Consider the following 25,804-nt stretch of genomic DNA (forward strand, 5'->3'; position numbering starts at 1 on the left):
GCCTTTTAAACGGCCGGGGGTTAACCGATAGTGGGGGGAACTATGGAGATACCTTTTAGACATAATTCAAAAAAAGATCCAGATGCCAAGGAAGTGTCTCCCCTCGTGCTTATTTTGACCGGTCCACGGGCAGTGGGGAAGACAGAAATCAAAGACATCCTTACGGAGCGTAACTATGGATGGAGTCTCCCAAAGATAACTACAAGGGCCCCGCGAGAAGGTGAAACCCAAGTTAAGGATAAGGAATTTATTGATCAGAAGAGATTTGACACGCTCCAGAAGGAGGGCAAACTCTCAGTTACATGCGCATATAAGGGGTGCGATTATGGAGTTCTTCAAGAAGTCGAACAGGAGGCATTAACAAAACAAGAGGATATCATTATCACTGCAACTGGCTTTGGGATATTTAAGGCATTTTCATCTCATTTTCCTGATGCTGTTTCGGTATTAGTTTATTCCAGTATCGATGAGTTGCTGCAAAGGAAAGTGCTTCGGGATAAGATTGTGACAGAGGCTTCACTTCTGGAAGAGTTTATCCAGGAAATGAAGAAGTATGAGGAGCACCAGGAGCTCTTTACCTATATCGTAGAGAATCCTTCACCCTTTGGATTTGCAGTCGGCGATATTTTTAAGCAGGACCACGTTGCCCAAGTGGCTCGCGCTGCAAATCTTGTTGCGGCTGCACTCGAGTGGGAAAAGATCTATAGAGAAACACCAACATCAATGACGCGGAATATGGGGTTTATCAATCATCTTGTGGGGGCCATTTCCGATGGGGGGACAATGAAACAGATTGAGAGACAAATAAAGAAGAAGGGAAGCTACCAAATCAATTTTCCCAAAGATCTTCGCGGGAAATATGCACATGATACATCCACTGCTCTTGGGATGATTCCTGAAAGCGTCTCTATAAATCCTACTTGTCAAACGTATGGTGTAATATCGCTCTTTATCGATAATGGTGCTGGAGAACAGAGATATAACGGATATGAAAGAAAGATTATACTTGACCTGTTTGAGCGGAAGGCGGTAATCAAGGGCAACATGCATGCCATATATGCCGAGGTTGCTGATCAGGGTTACCCCGAACAAGATCTGTCCAGCTACGGAAAGGTTGCTATAGGGGGGGCAAATATTCAGGAGGGGGGGCTTATAACGTTGCGAAGGGACTTGGGGGTTCCAACACCGGACCAAGAACTTCATGGCTTAAATCTTGGGTTTGTTCGCCATGACGCCCAACTGCCGCTTAAACCTCAGGGGATATCACTGCAACGGCTCGCTGAAAAAGCCAGAAATCTCTATTCTCAGGCGCGAAGTTTTATGATACCCAGGACCTATCTTTAGTCCTTGAGGGATCTAGGGGCCTTAGCAGGGTATTCCTGAAGGGAAAGGAGAATTTTTGTCAGTTCTACCAGGAATTCCAGGATCGGCTCCATGCTGGTTAGAATGAGAAGTTCTGCGGGAGGGATTTTCTCCTTCAAATCTTTTATCCTTCTGATATACATATCTCTGTTGTGGTACATATCGGTTACTCTGTTCGGGTCATATTTGTAGAAAATACCATAAAAGAGGTGTAGGTTTTTATAAATTAAGGTGATGTTCGTAATGGAAGAGTCATCCATCTTCTTTTTGAGCAAGGCAGCCTCACGAGCAGAATATTTTACGGTGTCACGAACTTTATCAAGCATGGCTATGGTGTGGTAGATCACTGTAACCTTTTCAGGATCAGGCGGATATCCTCTTTTGTTAAGGATTCTTAGGGTATAGCTTGCAAACTTTGTAACAAGCCCATGCTTGTCCTCTATCGTGTGGATTTTATCATTTTTATGCTGCTTCAGACCTTCGATAAAGGTTTCGAGCATATCCAGCAAAAGCATAAATATCCGGCGGAGAACCACTTCAAAGTCCTTGAACGACGGTTCCGACAAATCTTTCAACATACAGAAATCATCCTTGAAACTGAGGACTTCAACCCCAATGAGGCGCTCAACCTCAGTCCGAATAATGCTCCGCATGTCCACAAATTCCCGTGTTCGGAAGTGATACGCAGAGGGCTTTGAAAAATGAATGCCTATCTCATCGAAACCTCTGATATATAAGCCGCGGATATAGATGATGATGGATGTGCGGTCAAGACCAGAAACGTCAATCTCAATCTTTTTAACTTCCGGGATTCTCTCTTTGCTTACAACAATCTGTTGCCCCTTCTCCTCCACCTCGATCTCATCCCCCTTCCTGATGTTATGGCTAAGGCACCACTTCCTCGGCAATGAGACGAGCTGCGTTGAATGGCCTACCTGGATGATTTTCCGCTTCATATTCCCCCGGAATCCTGGAGATACAACTTTTATATAAATCTTTTGATTCTATATAAAATCTATATAGATTATAAAATATTAGGGATAAGTATATAAAAATAGGGGAGTTCCCTCTCAACAGGGTAAGTACTACATTGTGAGGGGTGAGGCCGATGAAGGAATTTGAGATGGACGAAGAATTTGATGACCAGAACATCTACGCAGGGCGCACAAGAGAGCTGCTCGTTGAAGAGGATTCCCTAAGGCCCGAAGAAGATGGCTTTATGCAAGGATATGAAGATGCTGAAAATCCTGATGATATCATAGAGGCCGCAGAAGAGGAGAGCCTTATGCAGGAGGTGGAATCAGGATGAAGCTGAATTATCACTTCTTTTTTGAGAAGGAAATAAATCCGGTATTCGAAGAGATCGAAAACGACGGAAAGCCTTATCGCATCCTTGAAGCGCTCAAGATGCTCAAGCGGAGATTGTAGGAGCATTGGCGTTCTTTGGAAGCAGTGAACAGACATGTCATAAGTCATGATGCTGTGAGTTATGATAAGAATGTTTGTTCATGATTTTGCATAATTTTGTATATATTAAATATACCCCATATATGGCATATAGAAAATATCTATATACTTCAAGAGCTTCAGAGTATTCATGAGATGCGGACAGGGGGTGATCGGGATGAGGGCAGACAAAAATACCTTCAAGAGGATCGTGGGGCTTTTAGAGACCTATGAGGACAAGGATATGGAAAGGTATCTGCTTGAGAAGGAGTGGGATGATCTGATTAACGGCAGAGAGGCAGGAGAGCTATAAGCTACGTTACCTGTTGTTAGGAGTATATGCTTGCCGGATCATACGAGTTCTTTCTCTACCAGACTGACAGAAACTTATTCTGCCTTATAACTTTCAGAGGAGTTCAAATTGATTTGCAACTAGAGTCTACATTGATGCCAAGACGGTATTCGCTTGTGTGCGCTTCCACCACTAATTCTGCCAGGATACGACCTATAACGCTTGATTTCTATAGAAACATTTATAAGAAGAGGAACTTCCCAATGCATGCGGAAATCTCATTTTTGTCGTCGGGAAAACAAGGAAGATATCAGCAGGAACAATGCCAGAAAGCTACGAAGCAAAGGAGATCCAGGTCCTGGAAGGAAAAGAGGCTGTCAGGAAGCGGCCTGCGATGTACATCGGTGATATTTCTACCCGGGGCCTTCATCATCTTGTGTATGAAGCAGTTGATAATGCTATAGATGAGGCGCTTGCAGGGGTTTGCACTGTGATTTCTGTCACCGTGCATAAGGATGGCTCAGTTACTGTTGAGGACAACGGAAGAGGGATTCCTGTTGAGCCGCATCCTCGGTTTCCTGAGATGTCTGCATTGACAGTTGTCATGACAAAGCTGCATGCAGGAGGCAAGTTTGACAAGAGGGCGTATAAGGTTTCTGGAGGGCTCCATGGAGTTGGCATCAGCGTTGTGAATGCGCTCTCCAGCCAGCTCAGGGTTGAGGTCAGCAGGAATAACAAAGTCTATATGCAAAGATTTGAGCGAGGCGAACCTGTTTCCAAGCTTGAGGTCGTTGGGGAGTCAAGCCATACTGGCACAAAAGTCCAGTTCCTTCCGGACAGCGAGATCTTCCAGGAGACAGCATTCAAGATGGAGATTCTTGCTGCCAGGCTTAGGGAACTGGCATTTCTCAACAAGGGCATCGCCATAACTCTTGAGGACGAGCGGATCGGAAAAAGACTTGAGTTCCATTATGAGGGGGGCATTGTATCGTTTGTCAAATACCTCAACGAAAACAAAACAATCATTCATCCCATTGTCAGCTTTGAGAAGGTGAAGGAAGACTTTGAGTTAAGCCTGGCATTCCAGTACAACGACGACTTCAATGAGGCTGTTTTCTCCTTTGTGAACATGATCCACACCACAGAAGGCGGAACACATTTGTCAGGCTTCAAGGCTGCGATGACAAGGGCCCTTAATCAGTATGCGGAGAAGCTCAAGATGGACCTGAAAGTAAGCTCTGACGACATTTTGGAAGGGATGGCTGCAATTCTTGCTGTCCGCGTCAGGGAGCCGCAATTTGAGGGCCAGACCAAGACCAAGCTTGGCAACTCTGAAGTGAAGGGCATGGTGGACTCTATGGTCTATGAATTCGTGTCCTCCTATCTCGAAGAGACTCCGGCTGTTGGCCGGGTTATCATGAACAAGGTATTGACTGCTGCCCGCTCAAGAGAGGCTGCAAAGAAGGCAAGGGATCTTGCCAGAAGGAAAGGAGCCCTGAATCATGGAAGCCTGCCGGGAAAGCTGGCTGACTGCCAGGAGGAAGACCCAAGCCTGTGCGAACTGTATTTGGTGGAAGGAGATTCCGCGGGAGGCTCAGCAAAGCAGGGAAGGAACAGGGAGTTCCAGGCCATATTGCCCCTGCGCGGCAAGATACTGAATGTCGAGAAATCCAGGATCGATAAGATCTTCAGCTCAGGAGAGATCGTAAACATCATCACTGCTTTGGGCACAGGAATTGGCGAGGAATTTGACTCATCAAAGATCCGCTACCATAAGATTGTGATCATGACCGATGCAGACATTGATGGAGCGCACATCACGACGCTTCTGCTCACGTTTTTTTACAGGTACATGAAGGAAATCATCGATAAAGGATATTTGTATATCGCGCAGCCTCCTCTCTACCGGGTGAGGAAGAAGAACCATGTCTTCTACGCCTATGATGATGCAAAGCTGGAGCTCCTGCTCAGCAAGATTGGGAGGGACAAGATTACGCTCCAGCGCTACAAAGGACTTGGAGAGATGAACCCAGCACAGCTCTGGCAGACCACGATGAATCCTGAGCACAGGACCCTGCTCCAGGTAACAGTTGAGGACGCAGTCGAGGCAGACAAGATCTTCACCATCCTCATGGGAGATGCTGTTGAGCCCAGGCGCGAGTTCATCCAGGAGCATGCAAAGGAAGTTGTTGATCTGGATATTTGAGGTGCCAGGTGCTCGACACTGTCATTGAGGATCAAATGGATATACTACTCACCGGAGCAAGCGGGTATGTCGGGGCAGGAATCTATGGCTGCTTAAAAGATAAGCATAACACAACAGGAACGTATCATTCTAATAGATTATTCGCCCAACTGCATAAATTGGACATCACGAATAAAGAAGGGGTCTTGAAGGTTGTCTCTGAAGTTAATCCCGAAGTTATAATCCATGCTGCAGCCAATGCAAGCGGCAGTTGGTGTGATCAAAATCCGGATTTAGCGAGGTCTATTAACGAAAAAGGCACAGGGTATATTGTTGATGCAGCAAATAAGGTAAATGCGAAGATCATCTACATTTCATCGTTTGCTGCTCTTGGCACAACCGTATATGGCAAAACAAAATTATCCGGAGAGGATTTTGTCAGGAAAACAAATGCAGGATTTATTATCTTACGGCCCTCCTTAATTGTGGGATACAGCCCAAATACAGAAAATGACAGGCCGTTTAATAGATTACTTAAGAATTTAAGGGAACGAACTCCTGCAAGGTATGATACTTCCTGGAAATTTCAGCCAACCTACCTCAGGCACATCTCAGAGGTAATTTTGAAGCTCATTGAATCAGACATCTCAAATGAGATTATCCCAGTTGCAGTTCCTGAATTAAAATCCCGGTTTGATTTAGCTTACGACATTCTTTCGCCTTTCGGCATTGAGGTTGCGGGAGAAGATAGGAATGAGGGATCTCCGGTATTTTCCCAGGATTTGAGCAAATTGGGGGAATTGTGCTTGCCGCAATACTCGTATTCTGAAATGATTGAAGCTATCCGGCAGGAGATAAGAGACAAGGCATAATTGCCCCCTTGCTATTGAATCGTGCTTTGGCTGTTTTTTAAAGAATTAGAAAGTAAACTGCATATTCGCCCGGGTTGCCAGTATTTTTCTCAGCGCTTGGCTTGGCATTCCTTCTCCTGCCCCCGGGGTAGTAGTGAGCATCATACATAAAGTGTTTATCAAGTCGTGCGAAGAAACCTTTATAAACCAACCCCATTCCCTCAAATCCCATGCAGCAGCTCAAAGCAAAGAAACGATGGGTAAGGCTGATTGCGCCAAAGCTCTTTAATGAGCAGACCCTGGGGGAAACGCTTGTTTCTGATCCTGAAGAGGTCCTTGGAAGGAAACTGCAGGTCAATCTCACAGTTCTAACAAACGATCCAAAAACCCAGAATGTGAAGGTAGGATTCATTGCAAAGGAGGCGAAGCAGGGCGCTGCTGAGACCGAGCTTGTGAGCTATTACATGATGCCCTCTGCCATAAAGCGGATGGTGAGGAGAGGGGGGCGCAGGATAGACGATTCTTTTGCCTGCCTTACTGCAGACAAGATCAGTGTCCGGGTCAAGCCCCTGGCGATTAGTAGGCATATGGTAAAGGGTTCTATCAGCGCAGCACTTGGGAAGCAGCTCAAAAAGGCCATCACAGAAGAAGCAGGAAAGCTGTCATACATTGATTTTGCTTCAGAGCTGATCCAGAATAAATTCCAGACCCGAATCAAGCAGGCCATTTCCAAGATTTATCCGTTGCGTACACTGGTGATACGCTTTATGGGCATTGAGCAGAACGCGAGCTCTCAGGAAAAGCAGGCTCAAAAGGCCCCTCAGGAAGAGCCGCAGACAACAACTGCTCAGGAAAATGTTGAGGAAACTGCTTCTCAGGAAACTCCGGAGATGGCGCAAAAGAAGTCTCAGGACACGCCAGAAAGGTTGCAAAAGGAGCCAGAGAAATAAATTTATATAGCACACCTGTTTTCTAAAAAGTGCAGCCCCATGGTGTAGCGGTCAAATTCCTGTGAAGGAAGACGAAGCATCTTTGGTTCTGGGCCAAAGGACCTCGGTTCGAATCCGGGTGGGGCTATGGGTTTATTATTGAAAATTGGGCTTTGTTAGAACTCATGCGCCAGTGTGCGATTGCCGTATATCCAATCATCACATGGCAAAGAGGTGGAAGGGATAAGGATTTATAAGCACGATGCAATTCTTGATTGTTGATGAAAATCGAGACTGTATCAATTGACTGGCTTTTGCCAACACGGTGGGCTATTAAACAACGCCGTTACAAGAGAGCTGAAGATCTGGCTGAAGCCCATAAGTGGTTTTATGAAAAAGCAAAAGAGGCCGGACTATACCATCCTGAAACCAAGATATCAGTTGTCCGAAGAAAGATAGGAAACGAAGATCTTCTGGCTTTTGAAGCAGAATTTCCTGATCTGGAACTTCTTACCGATCCCATCGATCCGGTTAAAGAAGCGCTTGCTGATGATACAAGACATGAGGCATATAGATACTTGGATAGGGTATGCGCAGACGATGCTAATCCTAAAAGATTCATTAATTATGCTGCTTTGGATAATTATGCCGAATCAATGGGATTTGATCCAGGCAGCAGTAAAGTTTATCTTACAACTTTGTTATTGATACAACCGAAGTATCCTGCGATGCCAATCTTGCTTAGGCACAAGGAAGAAACCGGAATTGATTTAACGGGGCTTCTGCGTTGAGAAACCTCCGGCTGGGCTTAGTCTGGGAATGCCTCAGTCAAATCAGGATTTGAAAAGGGTATGATGGATGACCCCCCCCTCAGGGAATAATCCTTCGGGATGGCCAAAGTAGAGCACCTCAGCAACTGGTTTTGACCCGATGCTACCCGAACAAAGTGAGCAACCTTTCAATGAGCCGGATAAGCGAAGTCTTTATATAGCACCATACTATATCATACTATAAGGTGATGTAAAAATGGTCATGGTGACTCTGGACATACCGAAAGACATAAACAAAAAGATTGAGCATTTTAAAATAGACAATAACCTCAAAGACAAGAGGGATGCAATTCTGCTTGCGCTTAGGAAGAGCATGGATCAGGAGGATGATGCCCCCTCCATGGAGGAGATGTTTCGGATAGCAGACTCAATAAAACAAAAGAGAAGATATTCAACGAAGGAAGCGATCGCCCTCAGCCATGCATTGAGAAGGAAGAGATGACGCAGTTCATTGATGCAAATGTTATAATAAAAGCATTCACAGAGGGCGAGGATAAGGAGGAATGCAGGCTGGCCCTCTCAAGATATTTTGTTACAGATGCCTTATGCCTTGTTGAAGCGATGAATGGTATCGTTAAGATTAAATGCGATCCAGCCATGGCATGCCAATGCGTCAAGTCACTCTACAGGCAGGATTGCACAATTGTACCTGTTGACAAGAACCTTCTTTTTACAGCGTGCAAAAAGATGGGGAATTTGAACATCTTTGATGCAGCTCATTATGCAGCAGCGCGCCTTAAAGGCTGCTCCTCAATCCTCAGCTACGATAAGCACTTTGACGGCTTAGAGATACCGAGAGAAGAGCCATGAACTGGCTGAGAGTCATTGAGCAGATCGTCTGATGCTGTGCGGGATTCACCAGGAATCGGTAAGCATAAATAGGCTCGAAATTCCTTGACCCTCATGCAGATAACCTTAGACTACACCAAGACCCTTGAGCAAAATGCAGCCATGCTGTACGAGAAGGCAAAGAAGGCCAGAAAGAAGCGGCAGGGCGCTGAGGCAAGCCTCAAGAGGACTGAAGAGCAGCTGGAAAAGGGCGTTGCCCTGCAGAAGAAGACTGAGCTGGCAAAAGAGCGAAAACGCCCATGGTATGATCACTTTCACTGGTTTATTTCGTCAGAGGATTTCCTTGTTATCGGTGGGAGGGATGCAACCACAAACGAGATTATTGTGAAGAAGCAAACTGCTCAAGGCGATCTTGTGTTCCATTCAGAGCTGGCAGGCAGCCCTTTTTTTGTGGTAAAGGCTGAAGGAAAAAAGATAGGCGAGATAACCAAGACAGAGGCAGCTATAGCAACTGCATCCTATTCACGTGCATGGAGGCAGGGCCTTACAACCATGGAGGTATTTGCTGTGGCTCCAGACCAGCTCTCAAAGACCCCCCAATCAGGAGAGTACATTTCAAAGGGCTCTTTCATCGTCCGGGGAAGGAAAGAAAGGTTTATGGTTTCATTGCAGCTTGCCCTGGGAGTATATCGGGAGGGTATCATGGCAGGCCCGCTTTCGGCAGTCAGCCGCCATTGCAGCAGGCTTATCGAGATTGCGCCTGGGAAGGAAAAATCAGGCAAGGCTGCAAAGCTGATCCAGAAGAGGATCGGCGGAGAGCTGGATGATATCATCCGTGGCATCCCTGCAGGAGGCGTTCAGGTCAAGGGAGTGCGGTTGCGAGAGATTTAGGATCCTAGCAGGTGGATTTGGTTTCAATGACTCCCCTGCACTTCCTGCTTCCGCATTTGCAATCCATTCTCAGATCAGGGAGCGCGGTCTCTGCATAGTCTGATGTGATCTCCTCGCCTTTCTTGATATCCCTTTTCGCAACATCGCAGAGATTCTGGACAGTAGTGTTTGGATCGCAGGAATGGTTCACATATCGCTCCGGAGGCTGCTCGAGAAGGTACTTTCCATCGAGGAATGAGACATAGGGCTTTTCTTTTTCAGACACCTGCTCAACCTGCTCTTTGGTTAATTCCTTTGGCTTCCATCTCAGTACAATCTCGCCTTTCTTAAAAGACCGAAAGGCAAACACCCCTTTTCCGTGGATTTTTGAGGTTTTCACAACAACATCCATGGTTCTCCGGAAGAACATGGGGTTTATTAAGATTAGCCCTTTCTCCAGCGGACTGGGCTGCTTTCCTGCCAAGATTTAATTTGAGGGAAGCCGCAGTGTGCCAAACCATGTATGGCTTTGGGCTTTTCTATAACAGGCCGGATCAAGAAAATACTGAGAGGTCAATGGATGCTGCGAATCTGTGTTCTCATCAATAAGCACGACCATGGTTCCTGTGATCTTCCTAGCGCAGAAATAGCACGCATGTGCTTCTGCCTCTGCCTCCAGCACGCTTAGTTCTCCGGTGCGTATCCTTTCGGCAAGGTCTCCTCGCTTTGCATCATATGCTGCTCCGATACGTATTGCCATAGGCATCGAGATTTGATTTATGTTTAAAAACATTTCAGTTCCTGTAACTCTTGGTGAGATTCGGAAATGCCAGGAGTGTTACGCCGAATAGAAAGCCTTATATATCTTATTACACATCTGTAATGATTATGAGATAAAATGTTTAATAATTGTTACATATTTGTAATTATGGCAAGACGCATCGCAATATCAGTAGACAAGGAGCAGGAGCAGCTTCTCCAGAGTGTCAAGGGCTTTGGAAAGAAAGAGGCAGAGAAGGTGAAGAGCATCCTGATGGCATACCTATCAGAAAAAGGATATATCGAGCTGTTCAACAAGAGGAGATGAAGAAGTATGGGAGATGAAGCAGCATGAATATGGTGTTTTTTGAGCTGAGCATCGTCATTATCGTTGCGACAGTGCTTGGAGGCCTGCTGAAGGCACTAAAGCAGCCCCTGATTCCGGCATATGTGATCGCAGGCCTGATTATAGGGCCTATTCTGGGATATGTAACTGATTCAGAGCTTATCAGCTCGCTTTCAGAGGTAGGCATCGCATTCCTTCTGTTCATTGTTGGGCTGGAGCTTGACTTCAAGAAGATCAGGAGCGTTGCCGGAGTTGCATTTGCTGCAGGGCTCATCAAGTCGTTGATCCTGTTTGCTGGAGGGGCATTCCTCGGAACGTGGTTCGGGTTTACAGGAACTGAAAGCTCCTACCTTGGCATAGTACTTGCTTTCTCCTCAACTGTTGTCGTAGTGAAGATGTACGCTGATACCAGGGAATTGGACACTCTGCATGGCAGGACTGTTATCGGGATTCTTCTTGCCGAAGACTTTCTGGCAATCCTTGCGCTCAGTGTGCTTTCAACAGGATCCGTATCTGTTGGAGATGCATCATTCATGCTTGCGAAGCTTGCAGGATTGCTGCTGGGCGCCATACTCTTTTCAAGATTTATTTTGGGCCCGCTGTACAAGTTTGCTGCCAAGAGCCAGGAGGTCTTCTTCCTGGTTTCCATCTCAATCGCCTTTCTTTTTGCCCTGGTTGCCAGCGGGTTGGGATTGAGCATCGTGATTGGGGCGTTTATTGCAGGAGTGGCGTTGGCAAACCTTCCTTATGCCTATGAGATTATCGGAAAGATAGTGCCGCTGAAGGATTTTTTTGCAACCATCTTTTTTGTCAGCCTGGGGCTTGTGCTGCCGCTCAACGAGATTCCTGCCATTGCCCTTCCCTTTGCAGTGTTGTTTGGTGTAGTCATCATCTTCAAGCCGCTGCTCGCCATGCTCATCAGTTCATTGCAGGGATTCACCAAGAGGCCGAGCTTCCTGGGAAGCATTTCAATAAGCCAGGTCTCTGAATTCTCCCTGATCATCGTTGCCCAGGCGATGGCGGTTGGAGCAGCAACAGGCCAGGAGCTCATAGGCCAGGATGTATTTACCCTTACCGTGCTTCTTGCCATCTCCACGATGGCTGTGTCCTCCTACCTCATTGCCTATAAGGAGGCTATCTACGAGCAGCTCTCCCCCCTCCTGGGGATTTTCGAGCATCTGAGGGCAGGGAAACAGAGAGCTGAGTCAAAAAGAGTGAAGATCAAGCCGGAGATTATCCTTTTTGGCTACAACCGGATCGGGTATAGCATTGTGCGAAAAGCAAAAGAGTTAAAAAAGAGAATCCTTATCATCGACTACGACCCGGAGGTTATCAGGCATTTGATTAAGAGGAAGACGCCATGCATCTATGGGGACGTCACTGATCCGGAGATCCTCGATCGGGTGGATTTTGACACGTGCAAGATCCTCATCTCCACAGTTCCGGAATCGCATAATAACCTGCTGGTGCTGAGGAAGCTGCGAAAGATTTATCCGAAGATGATCATTTTTGTGACTGCAAATCATCTGCACGAAGCATTGGAGCTGTACGAGGAGGGCGCTGATTACGTAATCCTGCCGCATTTCCTCGGCGGCGAGCACGTCGGCGTATTGATCGGGCAGCTTAGCATAGACCTGAACAGGATACTCAAGCACCGGAAGATGCATATCAAGGAGCTGCATCAGAGGAAAAAAGTGGGGCACATCATCAGGCAATGACAGACGACAGCGTTTATAGGCTCGTGAAAGCAGGCTTCATAAAATCGAAGTACAAGCCGCTGTATGCAGGGCTTGATGCATCAGCAAGAGCTAGGCTTGCAAAGAGCTTCCCCGGCAAGGAGGTAGAAGAGCATGCTGACGTGGATATCATAGAGATCGCAAAGGACCAGATGATCTCCACAGAGTACCCGGCCTCAAAGAGGAAATGGAGGCTTATCTTCGAAAGCACAAGGAACATTGAAGAGACCTATTTCTGGATCCTGGACTACGCAAGAGATATGGGATTCTCAGAGTTTATCAAGACAACAGACAGCTTCACAGCAAGTGAGCATAGCTCATTTTTTGGAACAGCCCAGCAGCGCCTGGGATTGCAGCAGGACAGGGTATCGCAGTATCTTGCTACGATTGGCAAGATGGTCAAGGAGCTTTTCCAGCTGGTTCGGGAGCTGCGCATCCTGGATGAAAGGCTCGCGTACTACAGCGACAGCTATGACTATTTAAGCAGGAGCAGGGAAAGCGCAGAAATCACACTCAAAGGAACATTCATCGACCAGGTCGAAGGAGGCGCAAAGAACCCTGCTTCGGTCTATGGAATGTCCAGGGAGCTTCAGTTTACTGTTCTCCCTGACCTTTTCTTTACTGTGCACCCCAAGACAAGCAGGGATGTTGATGAGGCAGTGGACAGGCTTGAGTTTAACAGAAAGGTGAAGGAGGTGCTCAAGAGAAAGCTAAGGAGCTACATGGAGTGGAAGGAGCACACCTTTGACGAGCTTAAGAACAGGAGACGGTTTACGCTGAAGTACCTCAAGCAGCACTATGATGTGATCAAGATGTACATGACCTGGGTGAGGCCGTATTTGAGGAACATCCGCAGGCTGCAGTCAGAGGCAATGGATATCAAAAAAGCGAGCAGCGTGGACAGCATCTCTGCGTTTGAGGGATCGCTTATCGATATTGAGTTTATGGCTCTTGCCCTTCCTCAAGGCAATAAGGATGTGTACGCAGTTTCCCTGATCACCTTTGAGTACAGGACGATTCCTGCGATGAGCTTCCAGCAGGAGGGCTTTCAGCGAGGGCCGCTCCATTCAGGCGAGATCAAGATGAATTTCCGGTGTTATGCATGGACACGGGAGCAGATCAACAGCTATAAGCAGATGAAAGAGGAGGAAGACATGGCTCTGCTCGGAGTCATTGATGGCTCAGTCCGGGCTGCGATGGAGGCATTGGGGACAGAGCTGGAGACCTACTTGAAAGAAGCAGGGGAAGAGACATTCCAGAAAGGCGCTGTGAATGCGCCGGTAAGGGAGCCGGGTGTTGCTGAGCCGTTTATCGGAATTCTGAAGGGATTTAAAGAGCTGTTTGGCGTGAAATCCGCGCCTGGCAAGAAGCCCAAGGTGGATGCCTTTAAGAGGGAGAAGGAAACGGACAATGCGTTTAAGACTGTAAAATCATTGACCTGGGCGATCTATAAGAATTACAAGAAGGCCCATAAGATGGTATCGTGGTAGGATTGCCTTGAGGCTCTGCTGAAACCGCATGCAGTGCCATTTTTGCGAGGCGCAGGAATTGAAACAGCACACCGAGAGGAGGGTTGGCTCCTTCGGAGGATGTCGGTTTTCTGTAAGGCGTATCGAGCCGAGCGAAGCGAGAAGGATTTCAGCAGAGCCTAATTCAGAAACCTTTTTATAATCGCCTGCAATAAAAATCACTATGCTGGATATCAAGATTATCCGAGAAAAGCCGGATCTCATCAGAAAAGACCTGAAGAAGCGCAGAGACTCTGAAAAGCTCTCATGGCTTGACGGCCTCCTGCAAAAAGACAGGGAGTATCTCCTGACATTGCAGAAGGTTGAGGAACTCAGGGCAAGGCGAAACAAGGCAACAGAGGAGATACGGGAGCTGAAGAAGGAGGGAAAAGACATCAGCCAGAAGGTATCAGAGATCAAAGGGCTCGGAAACATTCAGGAACAGGAATCAAGGCTTAATGAATTGCTGGAAAAAATCCACTGGTACCTGCTCCGGCTGCCGAACCTTATGCATCCGTCTGTTCCTTATGGCAAGGATGAATCTGGCAATGTCCAGGTCAGGAAATGGGGCAGGCAGAAAAAGCCAGCATTCGAGCTTATCCCCCACGGAGAGCTTGCAGAAAAGCTGGGAGGCGCAGACTTTGAAGCAGCTGCCCAAGCCTCAGGAAGGGGGTTCTACTACCTTAAAGGCCATCTTGCCCTGCTCAATCGGGCATTAATCAATCTTGCAATTACTCATCTCGTGAAAAAAGGATTTACATTTATTGAGCCCCCCTTGCTGATTAATAAAAAGGTTGTTGAGGGAGTGACTGACTACGAATTCTTTGAGAATATGATCTACAAGATAGAGAATGAGGACCTTCATCTCATTGGAACGTCTGAGCACCCCTTGATGGGAATGTTTATGAACACGACAGTGAAGGAGGAAGATCTTCCGCTAAAGCTTGTCAGCTATTCTCCTTGTTTCAGGAAAGAAATCGGCAGCCATGGCATTGATGAGCGGGGGTTTTTCAGGGTGCATCAGTTCCATAAGGTTGAGCAGGTTGTGCTTTGCACACCACAGCAGTCTGAAAAGCTGCATGAGGAGATCACAAAAAATGCAGAAGAGCTGATGAAGATACTCAAACTCCCTTACCGGATCGTGAATATCTGCACAGGAGACCTTGGCATTGTTGCATCAAAGAAATACGACCTGGAGCTCTGGATGCCAAGGCAGAAGAAATACAAGGAGGCCGGCTCATCCTCAAACTGCACAGACTATCAGGCAAGAAGGCTGAACATCAGGTATGGGATTCCGGGGGCTCCAAAAAATCCCCTTGTCCATTCATTGAACAACACAGCAATTGCGACAAGCAGAGTGATAATTGCCATTTTGGAGAATTACCAGAAGAAGGACGGATCAGTTGAGGTTCCTGCTGCTTTACAGCCGTATATGGGAAGAATAAAAACCCTTAAATAACCATTCTGCCTCCTCAGGGCTATGGCCCTCTTCGACAAGATGCTTTCTTCAAATGAGTCGTTGTTCAAGGATGAGATTGCCCTTTCCTTTGATTATATCCCCAAGATTGTTCCCTATCGCGAAGCCCAGCAGAGGCATATTGCATCGTGCATCGCCCCTCTCTTCAGCAAGAGGAACGGAAAGAGCCTGTTTATTTCAGGCAGGCCAGGGATTGGGAAGACTGTTGCGGTCCGCCATGTGCTTGGAGAGGTGGAAGAAAAGACCGATGATATCATACCGCTCTATATCAACTGCTGGCAAAAAAATACCTCATTTAAGATTGCCATTGAGCTCTGCGAACAGCTCGGCTACAAGCTGACCATGAACAAGCGGACTGATGAGCTGTTTAGCATTGCAAAGCAGATGCTCAATAAGAAGGAATGCGTGCTTGTGTTTGATGAAGTGGACAAGCTTGAGGAGTTTGACATCCTCTACCATATCCTTGAGGAGGTTTACAGGAGAGCAGTCATCATCATAACCAATGGAAAAGAATGGCTCGGCAACCTTGACGAAAGGTTGCGATCAAGGCTTTCTACCGAGGTGCTTGAGTTCAGGCCGTACACCCAGTCTGAGACTGACGGGATCCTCCGGCAGCGGATCCAGTATGCGTTTGTTGCGGGCATCTGGGAGCCTGAGGCGATTAGCCTTGTCAGCGAGAGAACAAGCCAGCTCCAGGATATCCGTTCAGGCCTCTTCCTCCTCAAAGAGGCAGGGGAGATCGCCGAGGCAAAGGCATCCAGAAAGATAACATTGGATCATGCCAGGGAAGCAATCACCAAACTCGCTGATTTCGAGATTAACAGCTCCCAGGACCTTGACACCGATGCGAAGAAGGTCTTGGACATCATCAAGGGAGAGCAGTCAGAGATCAAGAGCGGAGACCTCTTCCGGAAATACCAGGAGGCAGGAGGCACTGCTTCCTACAAGACCATGCACCGCACCATCAAAAAACTCGAGCAGGGGAAATTCATCACTCTCCGCAAGGTCGAGGGCGGGAAAGAAGGAACGACATCATTGATACGGCTCAACACCGTGAAGAAGCTTACTGAGTTCTAGCTGCCGGTTTCACCAGCTCTGAAAAGAATCCTCTAACTCATCGCTTCAACTGTCCAAGAACTCTTTTAATTTAGCCGGAGCCCAAAAACCTAATATTTGAATCTTCGCGCATATGCTTTATGATCGAACCATTCAAGGATTACATTCAGAATCATAATCTCATTTGTTTGAATGGTATAGACGATTCTCCAACCATCAGGTAAATCATACTTCCATAAGTTCGTCACTGCATACTTTTTAATATACTCTTTAGGCCATAATCGTTTTTCAATTTTTGCTCCACAAGTAGGGTTCTTTTTCAAATCTTCTCTGGCCCGACTAATAAAACCATATAACTGCTTATCCTCAAACTTGCCTTCTTTCAATGATTCAAAGTCGTTCTCCAGCTTTTTGTTGCCAAACGAAACATAGATAGGCTTATCATTCATTTCAAAGTAACTCCTTCTGATAGTATCTTTTTTATCATTTGAGGATTATAAGTCCAAATAATACAGCCATCTTTATCGATCATTATTTTTCCTGATTGTTCTAAATAACCCAAGATTATCTGAAATGTCTGGTACATCATTTTTTTAGGTAACTTATTCCATAGCTGGTATTTGCCGCACTCTTGGCTGTATTTTTGTATCGTTTTCTCTACCATGAGCACAGATTCTAGTGTTGGGCTGTGCAAAATTGTTGTTTGTTTCATCTTATATAAGTGTATATAATAGCTAATATTTATACTTTTCGGTTTTGGGGCTCTGAAGCGATGAGAATTCTTGGGCCCTCTCAGACAATTCCGAGCTCCCATGGTCAGCTGGCGCTTGGAAGACCGCAGGCAAGAAGCCTTGTGGAGCTGGATGGCCCGAGGGAGAGAAGAGCTACGGTGAGCCCTCTTCCTTTGCAAGGAGCGCGAACAGCGTATCCTCCAGCGAGTAGATTGAGTCACCTGCGCCAAGGTCTTCGGTGTTTGATTCAAGCAGTTCCTGAAGCTTTGGAGTTGTAACATAGAATGAGTCGCCATTGCCAACAACAACTGCTGCTCCTGTCGGAAAGCCAGGAATGTTGACCCTTCCATCTTTGTCCACTGTCCTTGCATGCGCAACCATCAAGGCATAAAACTGTAACCGGTAAGGGTTGCCGATCGGGAATGCCCTATACTTTGATTGGAGCTGAGAGTATGTCTCAGGCGGAAAAACAATCGCCAGCGGGAGGTCTGGAACAACACGTATATAGAGATAGGGATCTGGGTCTGTGTTGATGATTGCCCTTATTTCAGCAGGGAGCAGCAGGCGCGACTTCGAATCCACTTTTTTCTTATATTTTCCAACAAGATAGCTCATAAATATCTGGAGTTGCGCGCCTCTTTAAAAAACATGCGGCGCACAGCAAAAAAACGGCTTCGGTGAAAATCAGTGCTGCCGCCTCTTTGCGAGGCTCTTAAGGGATAGTATGAGCTGAGTTGAGGGGGTTGCCCCATACGGGGCTTCACCGAAGCCCAAAAACAAAACATATAAAAACAGGAGCAATCAGCCAGCTCAAGAGGTGGCTTTTATGAAACAGAATATCGCAGTCATGGTGTTTTTCTCAATTATGGCCTTGGCTATTGCTGGGTGCAGCGAGCCTGCAGCAGTCATGCAGCCGCCAAGCGTAGGCCCAATGCCAGGAAATGCTCCATCAGGAGAAGATGATGGAACTCCGGTATCCTCAAACATGCCTGCGATTCCCGGGGATGATGTTCCTGAGATGATTGTTGTGCCAGATGGAGAGGCTATGCAGGATTTGCAGGACATGCCTCAAGCCCCACTTAAAGAGTTCACAATGACTGCGCGCCAATGGGAATTCAGCCCAAGTGAAATTCGCGTGAATAAAGGCGATCGCGTGCGCATCAGCCTTACGAGCGAAGATGTGACCCACGGATTCAGGCTTTCTGAGTTCGGTGTTGATGAAAGGCTTCCTCCTGGACAAGAGATTATTGTTGAGTTCGTGGCAGACAAAGCAGGGACATTTCCATTCTCCTGCTCAGTGCCCTGCGGCTCAGGCCATGGAAGCATGACAGGAACGCTCATCGTTGAATAGAACCCTGATTTTGGTTGATTTCCGAGTTGTTTTCACCAGAGCCCGCTACCCGATCCATCTTGCCTTGAGTTCTGCATACTTCTTTTTCTTTATTGCAACCCGTATCTCAGCGGTGAGGTTAAGAAAGAAGGAGACATTATGGTGGCTGAGAAGCGTAAATGCCAGCAGCTCTTTTGCATTGAAGAGATGGTTGATATATGCCCGTGAATAGAGCTTGCAGACACGGCATGGGCAATCAGAATCAATAGGGGCGGGGTCTTTCTTGAACGCTGCTGCCTTGAGCCTGACCCTGAATTTATTTCTCATAGTGCCAAGGGGCGGCCGGACATAGGCATACCCGCATCTGGCTAGCCTTGTAGGGCTTACACAGTCAAAGAGGTCTATCCCCCGATCTACTGCCTCAAAGATGTCTTCAACAACACCTATGCCAAGGAGATGCCTCGGCTTTTCTTCCGGCAGCTCCTCCACAACCCAGTCAAGGATGTTATGCATGTCCTTCTTCGTCTTTCCCAGAGAGCCCCCTATGGCAATTGCGTCAAATGGCTGTGATGCGATGAATCTTGCAGACTGTTTCCTGAGGTCTTTCCAGTGGGAGCCCTGAACAATGCCGGCCAAAGCCTGGCCAGAGGTATGGGCTGCAAGGGATTCCAAGGCCCACCTGTTGGTCCGTTCAAGGCTTTTCTTCACATAGGCTTTATCGCTGAGAGGAGACGTGCATTCATCCAGGGCAAGGATCATGTCTGCTCCCAGTTTTTCCTGCACCTCAATAGACTTCTTCGGAGTAAGAAACTGCCTTGAATTATCATAGATTGACCGGAAATGGACGCCTTTCTCAGCTACCACTGCCAGCGGCTTTCCGGGCTTGAGCTGCTCATTCTTCCTTGGCTTGTACATCTTTGTTGTGCCATGCTCTTTTCCCAAGCCAAGAGAGAATGCCTGGAAGCCTCCGCTGTCTGTCACCAGGGGCTTTTTCCAGTTCATGAACTTGTTTAGCCCACCCAGCTCCTCAATGACATCTGCTCCTGGCTTCAGCATGAGATGGTACGTATTGCAGATCAGCATTTGGGCCTGAAGGCGGTCCAAAGGCACAGCCTTGACGGTTGCATTGGTTGCAACAGGCATCAGTTCAGGAGTCTGCACGTTTCCATGCTTGAGCCTGAGGATTCCTATTCTCGCCATCCCGTCTTTGGCAAGCACCCGGAATTGCAATCTTCCCATTTGCAACAGAAAGAGTTAAGAATCATATAATACTTTGGAATTTCCTTGGAATCTATCGAGATCAGTCCAGGCTTCCGCAGGGCGCTCAGCCTTATTGAAGAGGGCAGCTCAGTGTTCATCACCGGAAAGGCGGGCACCGGGAAATCAACCCTGCTTGGGCATTTCAGGGACACGACAAGGAAGAAGATTGCTGTCCTGGCTCCTACAGGAGTAGCTGCAGTCAATGTTGCAGGCCAGACCATCCATTCTTTCTTCAGATTCCCGCCCAGAATCCTGAATCCTGCTGATATCAAGCTGCGCTCAGGCAGGATATTCAAACAGCTTGAGGCCCTCGTGATTGATGAGGTTTCCATGGTAAGCGCAAACCTGATGGATGCCATTGATGCTGCATTGCGGAAGGCAAGGCACAGCAGGGAACTCTTCGGAGGCGTGCAGCTCATCCTTTTCGGAGACCTGTACCAGCTCCCCCCGATAGTCCCGATGACAGAGAAAAGATATGGCTCTCCCTATTTTTTCAGCTCTGAGGCCATACGCAGGCTTCCTTTGCAGATCGTTGAATTAACCAAGGTTTATCGGCAGAAGGATCACCAGTTCATTTCGTTTCTTGATGCAGTCAGGAAAGGAGCGGTTGATAATGCCCATATGGATATGATCAATGCGAGAGTCACGGAGCAGATTCCTGAGGGAAGCATCATGCTTACGACAACAAATGCTTCTGCCCATGCAAGAAACCAGGCAGAGCTGAGAAAGCTGCCTGGGCCGGAAGCCAGCTATGAGGCAGAGCTTGATGGCAATATCTCACCCAGTGATCTGCCTGTGGACTTTGTTCTGCAGTTGAAGAAAGGAAGCAGGGTGATGTTTCTGAAGAATGATCCTGGGAAGAGGTGGTACAATGGGACGCTTGGCACAGTTGCTGATCTTGGCAAGGATTGGGTTGATGTGAAGACTGACGATGGAATAGCGACAGTTGGAAAAGAGACGTGGGAGAAGATCCACTACCAGTACGATGCAAAAGAGGACAGGATAACTGCTGCTGTGACAGGGAAGCTCCTCCAGATACCCTTGCGGCTTGCCTGGGCAGTGACCATCCATAAGAGCCAGAGCCAGACACTTGACAATGTCTATCTTGATTTTTCTCCGGGAGTCTGGGAATACGGCCAGGCCTATGTTGCGTTGAGCAGATGTCGGACGCTTGAGGGAATCTCCCTTGGGCATAAGCTGTATGCCTCGCACATCAAAACCGATCCTCGGATCAGGCAGTTCATGGCGAGGCAAAGCGGGCTCACAGAGTTCTGGGGGGAGTAGGCGTAGAGGGGGTTTAAAGCAAGGTAAGCTCAATGCCGCTCCGCCGCCAACCCCTAGTTTGATTGATTGGCTAAGTACCCTTTCCAGCGGGCTTCCAATTGGACGCATTCCCTTTTAAACGCAGCCAGTTTTTGCCCTTTAAAGAGCAGGCTGGACCTCCTGATGTCCTCCCTGACTCTTCCTAAATGAGGAAGTTCCCCATCCCATCTGTAGAATTCCTCGATTGCCTGAACCAGCTTGCTTGGATCTTCTGCTTCCTTTGGCCCATCATAATCACTTTGAGTAGGAGTGAAGCTAAAGTAACCTTCATGAGCCCAGGCATAAATCTGCCCTCCAGATACCAGTCCTCTGTCGGTTTCATAGCTCCATCCAAAGATCGGGACAGCCTGGATGCCGTCCTCAAACTGCATAGGCATTCCTGTGATATAGGGCTTCCAATGAGCTTTTCCCATGGCCGAGAGGTGCCAGTAAGCCATATAAAGATTTGTTTCTGCTTCGGCGAAAACCATCTGTCCAACAGCGGATTCACACAAACCACGCATCCAGTTTCTTCTGGTCTTTTGGAGCAACAAGGTTTTCTCTGGAATAGCCGAGGACTTCAAAGATCTTGTCCACAGCAGGGACGACCTGGTTATGAATATAGTAATCTGCATCGTACTCGCCTTCCTGCACTTCATCAGGAAGCTTGACCCTTTCCCTCACCTTTTCAGAGCCTGGCGTGATGATAAATTTTATCAGGGATCCCAGCGCTATTGTCTGGCCGCGCTGCTGCATGCGCCTTGCTGCTGCGACATGAGGGCCAATTGCCTCATAGCTAGCCATCTCCTTCTGGAGCCTGGTGTACATAATGACTTTTTCACAAGGAACCTTCCTTTCCCTGAGCTGCCTGATGACAGCCTGGGCGCAATTGAAAGCCTTTTCAGGATTCTGCTCCTTGAGGATGATATTCAGGACCTCAATCTGCGTTTCTTTTGCGACTGCAGACCAGTTTCTCCGCACAGTCTCAAAACCCCTGATCTTGATCTCTCTTTTTTCAGACAGGAGCGCGTACTTCTTCTTTGCCCCATACGGGCCAAGTTTTGCAGACACAAAGATGCCTGCAGGGTAATGGCCTTCATACTCGAGCTCCATCAGGCCAGGCAGGTCCCGGTTGATTTCAGCAACAAAGTCAGTTGCTTTTTTGAGCGGATTTTCTTTGAGAAGGAAGAATACGCTATCAGTGTCTGAATAGATCACCTCAAAGCCTTTTGCCTGCGCTCCATCAATAACCTTATGGATGTAGAATCTGGCAAGCGCGGTTGTTGAAGAGGCTGACTCCAAGCTGTACCATCTGCTCATGTAGAACCCTAAATAACCGTAGAAGGAGTTTCCTAACAATTTTAAGGCGTTGGAGCGCGCTTTCAAGAATTCGTCCTGGGATTCCCTGAGGATCTCCTTGATGCGCATCCTCCGTGTGATCAGCTCTTCGATCAGAAGCGGAATAAATCCCTTCTGCTTTTCGCAGAACCACCACTCTTTGCCCTCTAACGGAACTTTCTTTGCAGACAAGGAGCAGCAGGTGCAGTTGAATGTCGCAGGAGAGATGTTATGCGAGGAGATAATGGAAGGATACAGGCTGCGGTAGTCATACACCATGATGTCCTTGTAGAGCCCGGGCTTTGGCTGGAAGACAAACGCGCCTTGGTAGGATTTCGCGAGGCGCTCCTTTGATTGCTGGGAAGAAGGCTTGTTGGGAGCAAGCTGGTTATGAGCTTTTGCTTCCTTCAGGAGATACCATTCAACGAGCTGGGAGAAGCCCATCCTGTTGACTTCGTATAAGGTCAGGCCAACAATCTTGACCATCTCGACAATTGTTGGAAGGTTTTTTACTGCTAACTGGTAGGTGAGGAAGGCATCATGAAGGTTGTAGGTGCAGAAGCGCTCCAGCTCTTCGGGGTTATTGTCCCATATGGCATAGAGATTGTCAAGATCCACTTCCTGCTTCCTGATGCCAAGCATCTCCTCTGCAATCGCATCAAGGCCATAGGTTTCTGTGTCAAGGCTTCTTCCGATGATTTTGCTTATGAATCTGAAGACGTCGAAATGAGGGATTCCAGCGATGTATGCTTTGATTGTCATGCCTGAAGAAATCTTGAGAGGGCTATTGTCCATTCCAATATCCAGATTCACCTTATTGATTTCAGCCCTTGTTTTTATGTATGGAAGGTCAAAGCCGTCTGAGTAATAGCCTGTGAGGATGTCAGGATTCTGCTCTTTTATAATCTGGACAAACCTCTCGAGCAAGGATTTCTCTGAGTCAAGGAATTCGATATACGTATTCTGGGTGGAGAATCTCTTCCAGGTCAGCACTTTCTTGTACTCCTTTCCGTGAAGCGCGATCATCAGGATAGGATTCTTGTTCATGTCCATCTGCTTGCCTTCAGGATTATACGTTTCTATGTCCAGGCTGAGGATGTTCGGGTCAGCTAAGGTCTGTGGGTCTTCAGAAGGCTTAATCTTTTCTGCTTTGAAGATGTTGTTTTCCGTCTTTCCTTCAGCAGTGCAGGCAGTCATAGGAACAAGAGAGGTATCGATCATGTAGCGGTTTACAAAGAGGATATCATATTCATGTATTGATTCAATGATATCCCATACCTTGACTGCCTCTCTCAGGACAGGAACATCCCTGGGAAGGTTTGTGTATGCTTTAATTGCCTCAACCTCTTTTCCATTGAGATTTTTCTTACGGATCTCAGTACGGCTTATCTCTGAGACTTCTGCGTTGTTCTGGATCTTCAGTTTTGTCAGCTTTTCCTGTACATTGTCAAGCTGGCCTGGCTTGGGGATAATCCAGAAATAAGGCCGGAAGGTGTCGTCTTCAATGATAAGTCTCTTTCCATCCAATGTTCTTGCAAACAGAACGATAATAGGCTTGTTCTCTGCCACTCGGTAGGTGATGTCCAGGAGGTAGAAATCTATGGCTGGCATAGAACCTAGAAAGGGAAGTTTGTTTATAAATGTAAAGGTAAATTATTTATAGTTTAAATGAATGGAAGTATCGTATATGGAAGAATGGGAGCATGGACTGGAAGGCGTGCATCAGTCACGCAAGAGAAAATGCCCTGCATGCTCTTCTTTCAATGTCATTATTGATTCCAGGCTTGGCAGGATTCACTGCGTAGAATGCAGCTATGAGGGGAGGAGCTAGGCAATCTTATAGAGGTCTTCGTTTCCTTCCCTAAGAGGAAACTTTTTTGTATGTGTTGCATTCACAATAAGAGCTACGGTTTCGAGAGGAAGGACAGCTGTAGCCTTCTCTACAGAGGCATTCGGATAGCTTGGCTGGCCTTTGCCGTACATTTTGAATTCAAAGAGGAGAGGCGCATCTACTTTTTCAGGAATGCTTACTTTATTTTTGCCCATCGATGTTCCAGAATAAATTCCCTTTAAAACATTTTCAACGATGCTCTGAGGTATTGTGCCTCCTTTTCCTTTCTTGTAGATGTTTCCTGGGTCAATAGCCCTGTTCGGGATATTTTCCAGTGTAGGTGAAGCTAAGAATCGTTTAAGGGTCTTGGAAACCTCCTCAGATTCGCCAGGGTTGTTTGGATTCCAGCGCTTTCCTGCTTCCATGATGTAGGTTACGAGATTGTTATTCTTAGCCGCAGAAGGGGAGAGCTTAAAATCAATGCTCTTCTGCGATTTGGATGCATCCTCTCCTGCATTCCACAGTGGTCCGTATGCCCCCAGCATCGCATACCATAGTATTTCCTCGACAGGGCCCTGAAGTTTAAAGGAAGAGGAATTTGCTGTTTTAATGCCTTCCAGCCAGTTGAGATAATCTATGACCTTTTGCTCTACAGTCATGCGCTTAATGAGAGGACCAGAGTTATTTTGCAAATAGGTCTGGAGATCAATTAGCAAAGGCATAGGGTCATCCTTGTTTTGAGCGAGCAGAGGAGAAGGCATTCGGCCTGTTAAACGAGTGAAGAGCTGAGCCACCAGAGTATTGTTCTTCGGATTGATGAGATCCTGCGCAACAGAGTCTTGGCCTTTTTGGATTCTTTTCTTCGGGCTCAACTCATGCTGCAAAACCTGGTGGATATTGTACAAGTCTGCAGCCTTAGTGGAGTCCACTAAAGCCGTCTGATAAGGTAAGAGCCCCGTCATTTTGTCTGCCATTTTTGTGTTCTTTTTGTTGATTATGTATATATTAGTATACCTTTTGGTATATTAATTTTTGGTTTGTTATATTTTGGTTTGTTATAATTACCTTTGATATATCCTCTGAGGGTATGTAAACATAGCTCCTTTATTAATCTTTTGTTTTTAGTATCACTATACAGGGACTATAAGTTATCGGAACATTTTTATAGGAAGAGCAAGAGACATACCCATTGGGGGAAATTGTAAAGAGGTGATAGTATGGTGGAATGTATGCCTGTTATCGATTTGTCTGACAAAATCCAGGATGGCTCTTTAGAGAAGAGCATAGTAAGGATGGCTCCAAAGCCGGATTCACCAAGATTCAAAACTGAGGTGGATTACTTTCTTGCTGCTCTTGAGTCCTATAAAACCATGGCTGAAAGCCAAGGGGTGAGAGGGATAGGAGACCGGCTGCTTGAACTCTCAAATTTCTACAGGCAACATCATAAGTATGATGGGGCGAAACAGGTTGAAGAGAAGATTGCGTACTGGATTATCCAGGACATCCTGGCAGCTTGATCTAGGGGGTTGATCAAAATTATGTTTTTTCTGATCATCACATCAGAATAGCATAAAGA

At 47.0% G+C, this 25,804-nt stretch carries 31 protein-coding genes and 1 tRNA gene; 21 read left to right on the top strand and 11 right to left on the bottom strand.

What is annotated here, in order from left to right; translation table 11 throughout:
- Positions 1-42: 42 nt before the first annotated feature.
- Entirely contained in the window at positions 43-1,344 is a 1,302-nt protein-coding gene (locus VJB08_04635) for a hypothetical protein (GenBank protein ID HLD43243.1), read from the top strand.
- Here the strand turns inward: VJB08_04635 and VJB08_04640 are convergent.
- Complete coding sequence (locus VJB08_04640; GenBank protein HLD43244.1) at positions 1,341-2,318, bottom strand: AbrB/MazE/SpoVT family DNA-binding domain-containing protein; 978 nt, start codon at positions 2,316-2,318, stop codon at positions 1,341-1,343. The two genes, VJB08_04635 and VJB08_04640, sit on opposite strands and share 4 nt — an antisense overlap.
- A 152-nt stretch (positions 2,319-2,470) precedes the next feature.
- Between VJB08_04640 and VJB08_04645 the strand changes: the two genes are divergently transcribed.
- The 5 genes from VJB08_04645 to VJB08_04665 all read left to right on the top strand — a co-directional run bounded on the left by VJB08_04645 (position 2,471) and on the right by VJB08_04665 (position 6,157).
- Positions 2,471-2,671, top strand: a complete 201-nt coding sequence (locus VJB08_04645) for a hypothetical protein (protein ID HLD43245.1) — start codon at positions 2,471-2,473, stop codon at positions 2,669-2,671.
- Complete coding sequence (locus VJB08_04650) at positions 2,668-2,790, top strand: hypothetical protein (GenBank protein HLD43246.1); 123 nt, start codon at positions 2,668-2,670, stop codon at positions 2,788-2,790. Before VJB08_04645 ends, VJB08_04650 begins: the two co-directional genes overlap by 4 nt.
- 169 nt (positions 2,791-2,959) lie before the next feature.
- A complete protein-coding gene (locus VJB08_04655; GenBank protein HLD43247.1) occupies positions 2,960-3,121 on the top strand; it encodes a hypothetical protein in 162 nt (53 codons plus the stop codon).
- A gap of 301 nt (positions 3,122-3,422) precedes the next feature.
- Positions 3,423-5,306: a DNA topoisomerase (ATP-hydrolyzing) subunit B gene (gene gyrB, locus VJB08_04660; protein HLD43248.1), complete on the top strand. Its 1,884-nt coding sequence runs from the start codon at positions 3,423-3,425 to the stop codon at positions 5,304-5,306.
- Between the two features lie 35 nt (positions 5,307-5,341).
- A complete protein-coding gene (locus tag VJB08_04665) occupies positions 5,342-6,157 on the top strand; it encodes a sugar nucleotide-binding protein (protein HLD43249.1) in 816 nt (271 codons plus the stop codon).
- Between the two features lie 37 nt (positions 6,158-6,194).
- Here the strand turns inward: VJB08_04665 and VJB08_04670 are convergent, their stop codons facing one another.
- A complete protein-coding gene (locus VJB08_04670) occupies positions 6,195-6,368 on the bottom strand; it encodes a hypothetical protein (GenBank protein ID HLD43250.1) in 174 nt (57 codons plus the stop codon).
- Between VJB08_04670 and VJB08_04675 the strand changes: the two genes are divergently transcribed.
- From VJB08_04675 to VJB08_04700, 6 genes are all read left to right on the top strand, one after another.
- The gene (locus VJB08_04675; GenBank protein ID HLD43251.1) at positions 6,367-7,086 is read left to right on the top strand and encodes a hypothetical protein; all 720 of its coding nucleotides are present in this window, start codon (positions 6,367-6,369) and stop codon (positions 7,084-7,086) included. The two genes, VJB08_04670 and VJB08_04675, sit on opposite strands and share 2 nt — an antisense overlap.
- A 33-nt stretch (positions 7,087-7,119) precedes the next feature.
- Positions 7,120-7,213 (top strand) — tRNA-Gln (locus tag VJB08_04680).
- Positions 7,214-7,346: 133 nt separating this feature from the next.
- The gene (locus VJB08_04685) at positions 7,347-7,856 is read left to right on the top strand and encodes a hypothetical protein (protein ID HLD43252.1); all 510 of its coding nucleotides are present in this window, start codon (positions 7,347-7,349) and stop codon (positions 7,854-7,856) included.
- A gap of 235 nt (positions 7,857-8,091) precedes the next feature.
- The gene (locus tag VJB08_04690) at positions 8,092-8,337 is read left to right on the top strand and encodes a hypothetical protein (protein ID HLD43253.1); all 246 of its coding nucleotides are present in this window, start codon (positions 8,092-8,094) and stop codon (positions 8,335-8,337) included.
- On the top strand, positions 8,334-8,705 hold the full coding sequence (locus VJB08_04695) for a PIN domain-containing protein (protein HLD43254.1): 372 nt from the start codon (positions 8,334-8,336) through the stop codon (positions 8,703-8,705). Before VJB08_04690 ends, VJB08_04695 begins: the two co-directional genes overlap by 4 nt.
- A 93-nt stretch (positions 8,706-8,798) precedes the next feature.
- Positions 8,799-9,575, top strand: a complete 777-nt coding sequence (locus tag VJB08_04700; protein HLD43255.1) for an NFACT RNA binding domain-containing protein — start codon at positions 8,799-8,801, stop codon at positions 9,573-9,575.
- A gap of 4 nt (positions 9,576-9,579) precedes the next feature.
- Here VJB08_04700 and VJB08_04705 read toward each other — a convergent pair whose 3' ends face one another.
- Both VJB08_04705 and VJB08_04710 read right to left on the bottom strand, forming a co-directional pair.
- Positions 9,580-9,966 (bottom strand): SET domain-containing protein-lysine N-methyltransferase, encoded by a 387-nt coding sequence (locus VJB08_04705; protein HLD43256.1) that lies wholly within the window; start codon positions 9,964-9,966, stop codon positions 9,580-9,582.
- Positions 9,967-10,041: 75 nt separating this feature from the next.
- The gene (locus tag VJB08_04710) at positions 10,042-10,314 is read right to left on the bottom strand and encodes a hypothetical protein (protein ID HLD43257.1); all 273 of its coding nucleotides are present in this window, start codon (positions 10,312-10,314) and stop codon (positions 10,042-10,044) included.
- A 168-nt stretch (positions 10,315-10,482) separates the two neighbouring features.
- On the opposite strand from VJB08_04710, the gene VJB08_04715 reads away from it, so the two are divergent.
- From VJB08_04715 to VJB08_04735, 5 genes are all read left to right on the top strand, one after another.
- Positions 10,483-10,641, top strand: coding sequence for a hypothetical protein (locus VJB08_04715; protein HLD43258.1), 159 nt, complete (start codon positions 10,483-10,485; stop codon positions 10,639-10,641).
- Positions 10,642-10,664: 23 nt separating this feature from the next.
- A complete protein-coding gene (locus VJB08_04720; protein ID HLD43259.1) occupies positions 10,665-12,377 on the top strand; it encodes a cation:proton antiporter in 1,713 nt (570 codons plus the stop codon).
- Positions 12,374-13,885, top strand: coding sequence for a hypothetical protein (locus tag VJB08_04725; GenBank protein HLD43260.1), 1,512 nt, complete (start codon positions 12,374-12,376; stop codon positions 13,883-13,885). Before VJB08_04720 ends, VJB08_04725 begins: the two co-directional genes overlap by 4 nt.
- 202 nt (positions 13,886-14,087) lie before the next feature.
- On the top strand, positions 14,088-15,362 hold the full coding sequence (gene serS / locus VJB08_04730; protein HLD43261.1) for a serine--tRNA ligase: 1,275 nt from the start codon (positions 14,088-14,090) through the stop codon (positions 15,360-15,362).
- Between the two features lie 21 nt (positions 15,363-15,383).
- Positions 15,384-16,457 (top strand): AAA family ATPase, encoded by a 1,074-nt coding sequence (locus VJB08_04735; GenBank protein HLD43262.1) that lies wholly within the window; start codon positions 15,384-15,386, stop codon positions 16,455-16,457.
- An 89-nt stretch (positions 16,458-16,546) separates the two neighbouring features.
- Here the strand turns inward: VJB08_04735 and VJB08_04740 are convergent, their stop codons facing one another.
- The 3 genes from VJB08_04740 to VJB08_04750 form a co-directional block, all read right to left on the bottom strand.
- On the bottom strand, positions 16,547-16,885 hold the full coding sequence (locus VJB08_04740; protein HLD43263.1) for a hypothetical protein: 339 nt from the start codon (positions 16,883-16,885) through the stop codon (positions 16,547-16,549).
- Positions 16,882-17,148, bottom strand: coding sequence for a hypothetical protein (locus VJB08_04745; protein ID HLD43264.1), 267 nt, complete (start codon positions 17,146-17,148; stop codon positions 16,882-16,884). Before VJB08_04745 ends, VJB08_04740 begins: the two co-directional genes overlap by 4 nt.
- Positions 17,149-17,320: 172 nt before the next feature.
- Positions 17,321-17,782 (bottom strand): hypothetical protein, encoded by a 462-nt coding sequence (locus VJB08_04750; protein ID HLD43265.1) that lies wholly within the window; start codon positions 17,780-17,782, stop codon positions 17,321-17,323.
- Positions 17,783-17,993: 211 nt separating this feature from the next.
- Here VJB08_04750 and VJB08_04755 point away from each other — a divergent pair, with 211 nt between their 5' ends.
- Complete coding sequence (locus VJB08_04755) at positions 17,994-18,518, top strand: cupredoxin domain-containing protein (GenBank protein HLD43266.1); 525 nt, start codon at positions 17,994-17,996, stop codon at positions 18,516-18,518.
- Between the two features lie 45 nt (positions 18,519-18,563).
- Here VJB08_04755 and tgt read toward each other — a convergent pair whose 3' ends face one another.
- Positions 18,564-19,736 carry a tRNA guanosine(34) transglycosylase Tgt gene (gene tgt / locus VJB08_04760; GenBank protein ID HLD43267.1) on the bottom strand — a complete coding sequence of 391 codons (1,173 nt, stop codon included), beginning with the start codon at positions 19,734-19,736 and terminating at the stop codon, positions 18,564-18,566.
- 45 nt (positions 19,737-19,781) lie between these two features.
- On the opposite strand from tgt, the gene VJB08_04765 reads away from it, so the two are divergent.
- Positions 19,782-21,041: a DEAD/DEAH box helicase gene (locus tag VJB08_04765; protein ID HLD43268.1), complete on the top strand. Its 1,260-nt coding sequence runs from the start codon at positions 19,782-19,784 to the stop codon at positions 21,039-21,041.
- Between the two features lie 53 nt (positions 21,042-21,094).
- Here VJB08_04765 and VJB08_04770 read toward each other — a convergent pair whose 3' ends face one another.
- Together VJB08_04770 and VJB08_04775 are read right to left on the bottom strand one after the other, a co-directional pair.
- A complete protein-coding gene (locus tag VJB08_04770) occupies positions 21,095-21,493 on the bottom strand; it encodes a hypothetical protein (GenBank protein ID HLD43269.1) in 399 nt (132 codons plus the stop codon).
- 73 nt (positions 21,494-21,566) lie between these two features.
- Entirely contained in the window at positions 21,567-24,008 is a 2,442-nt protein-coding gene (locus tag VJB08_04775) for a DNA-directed DNA polymerase (GenBank protein HLD43270.1), read from the bottom strand.
- 76 nt (positions 24,009-24,084) lie between these two features.
- Here VJB08_04775 and VJB08_04780 point away from each other — a divergent pair, with 76 nt between their 5' ends.
- Positions 24,085-24,228, top strand: a complete 144-nt coding sequence (locus VJB08_04780; GenBank protein HLD43271.1) for a hypothetical protein — start codon at positions 24,085-24,087, stop codon at positions 24,226-24,228.
- On the opposite strand, the gene VJB08_04785 is transcribed toward VJB08_04780, so the two are convergent.
- Entirely contained in the window at positions 24,225-25,202 is a 978-nt protein-coding gene (locus VJB08_04785; protein HLD43272.1) for a hypothetical protein, read from the bottom strand. The two genes, VJB08_04780 and VJB08_04785, sit on opposite strands and share 4 nt — an antisense overlap.
- Before the next feature lie 243 nt (positions 25,203-25,445).
- On the opposite strand from VJB08_04785, the gene VJB08_04790 reads away from it, so the two are divergent.
- Positions 25,446-25,745 (top strand): hypothetical protein, encoded by a 300-nt coding sequence (locus tag VJB08_04790; GenBank protein ID HLD43273.1) that lies wholly within the window; start codon positions 25,446-25,448, stop codon positions 25,743-25,745.
- Positions 25,746-25,804 lie beyond the last annotated feature (59 nt).

Source organism: Candidatus Nanoarchaeia archaeon (assembly GCA_035290625.1).
Taxonomy (GTDB): Archaea; Nanobdellota; Nanobdellia; order Woesearchaeales; family DATDTY01; genus DATDTY01.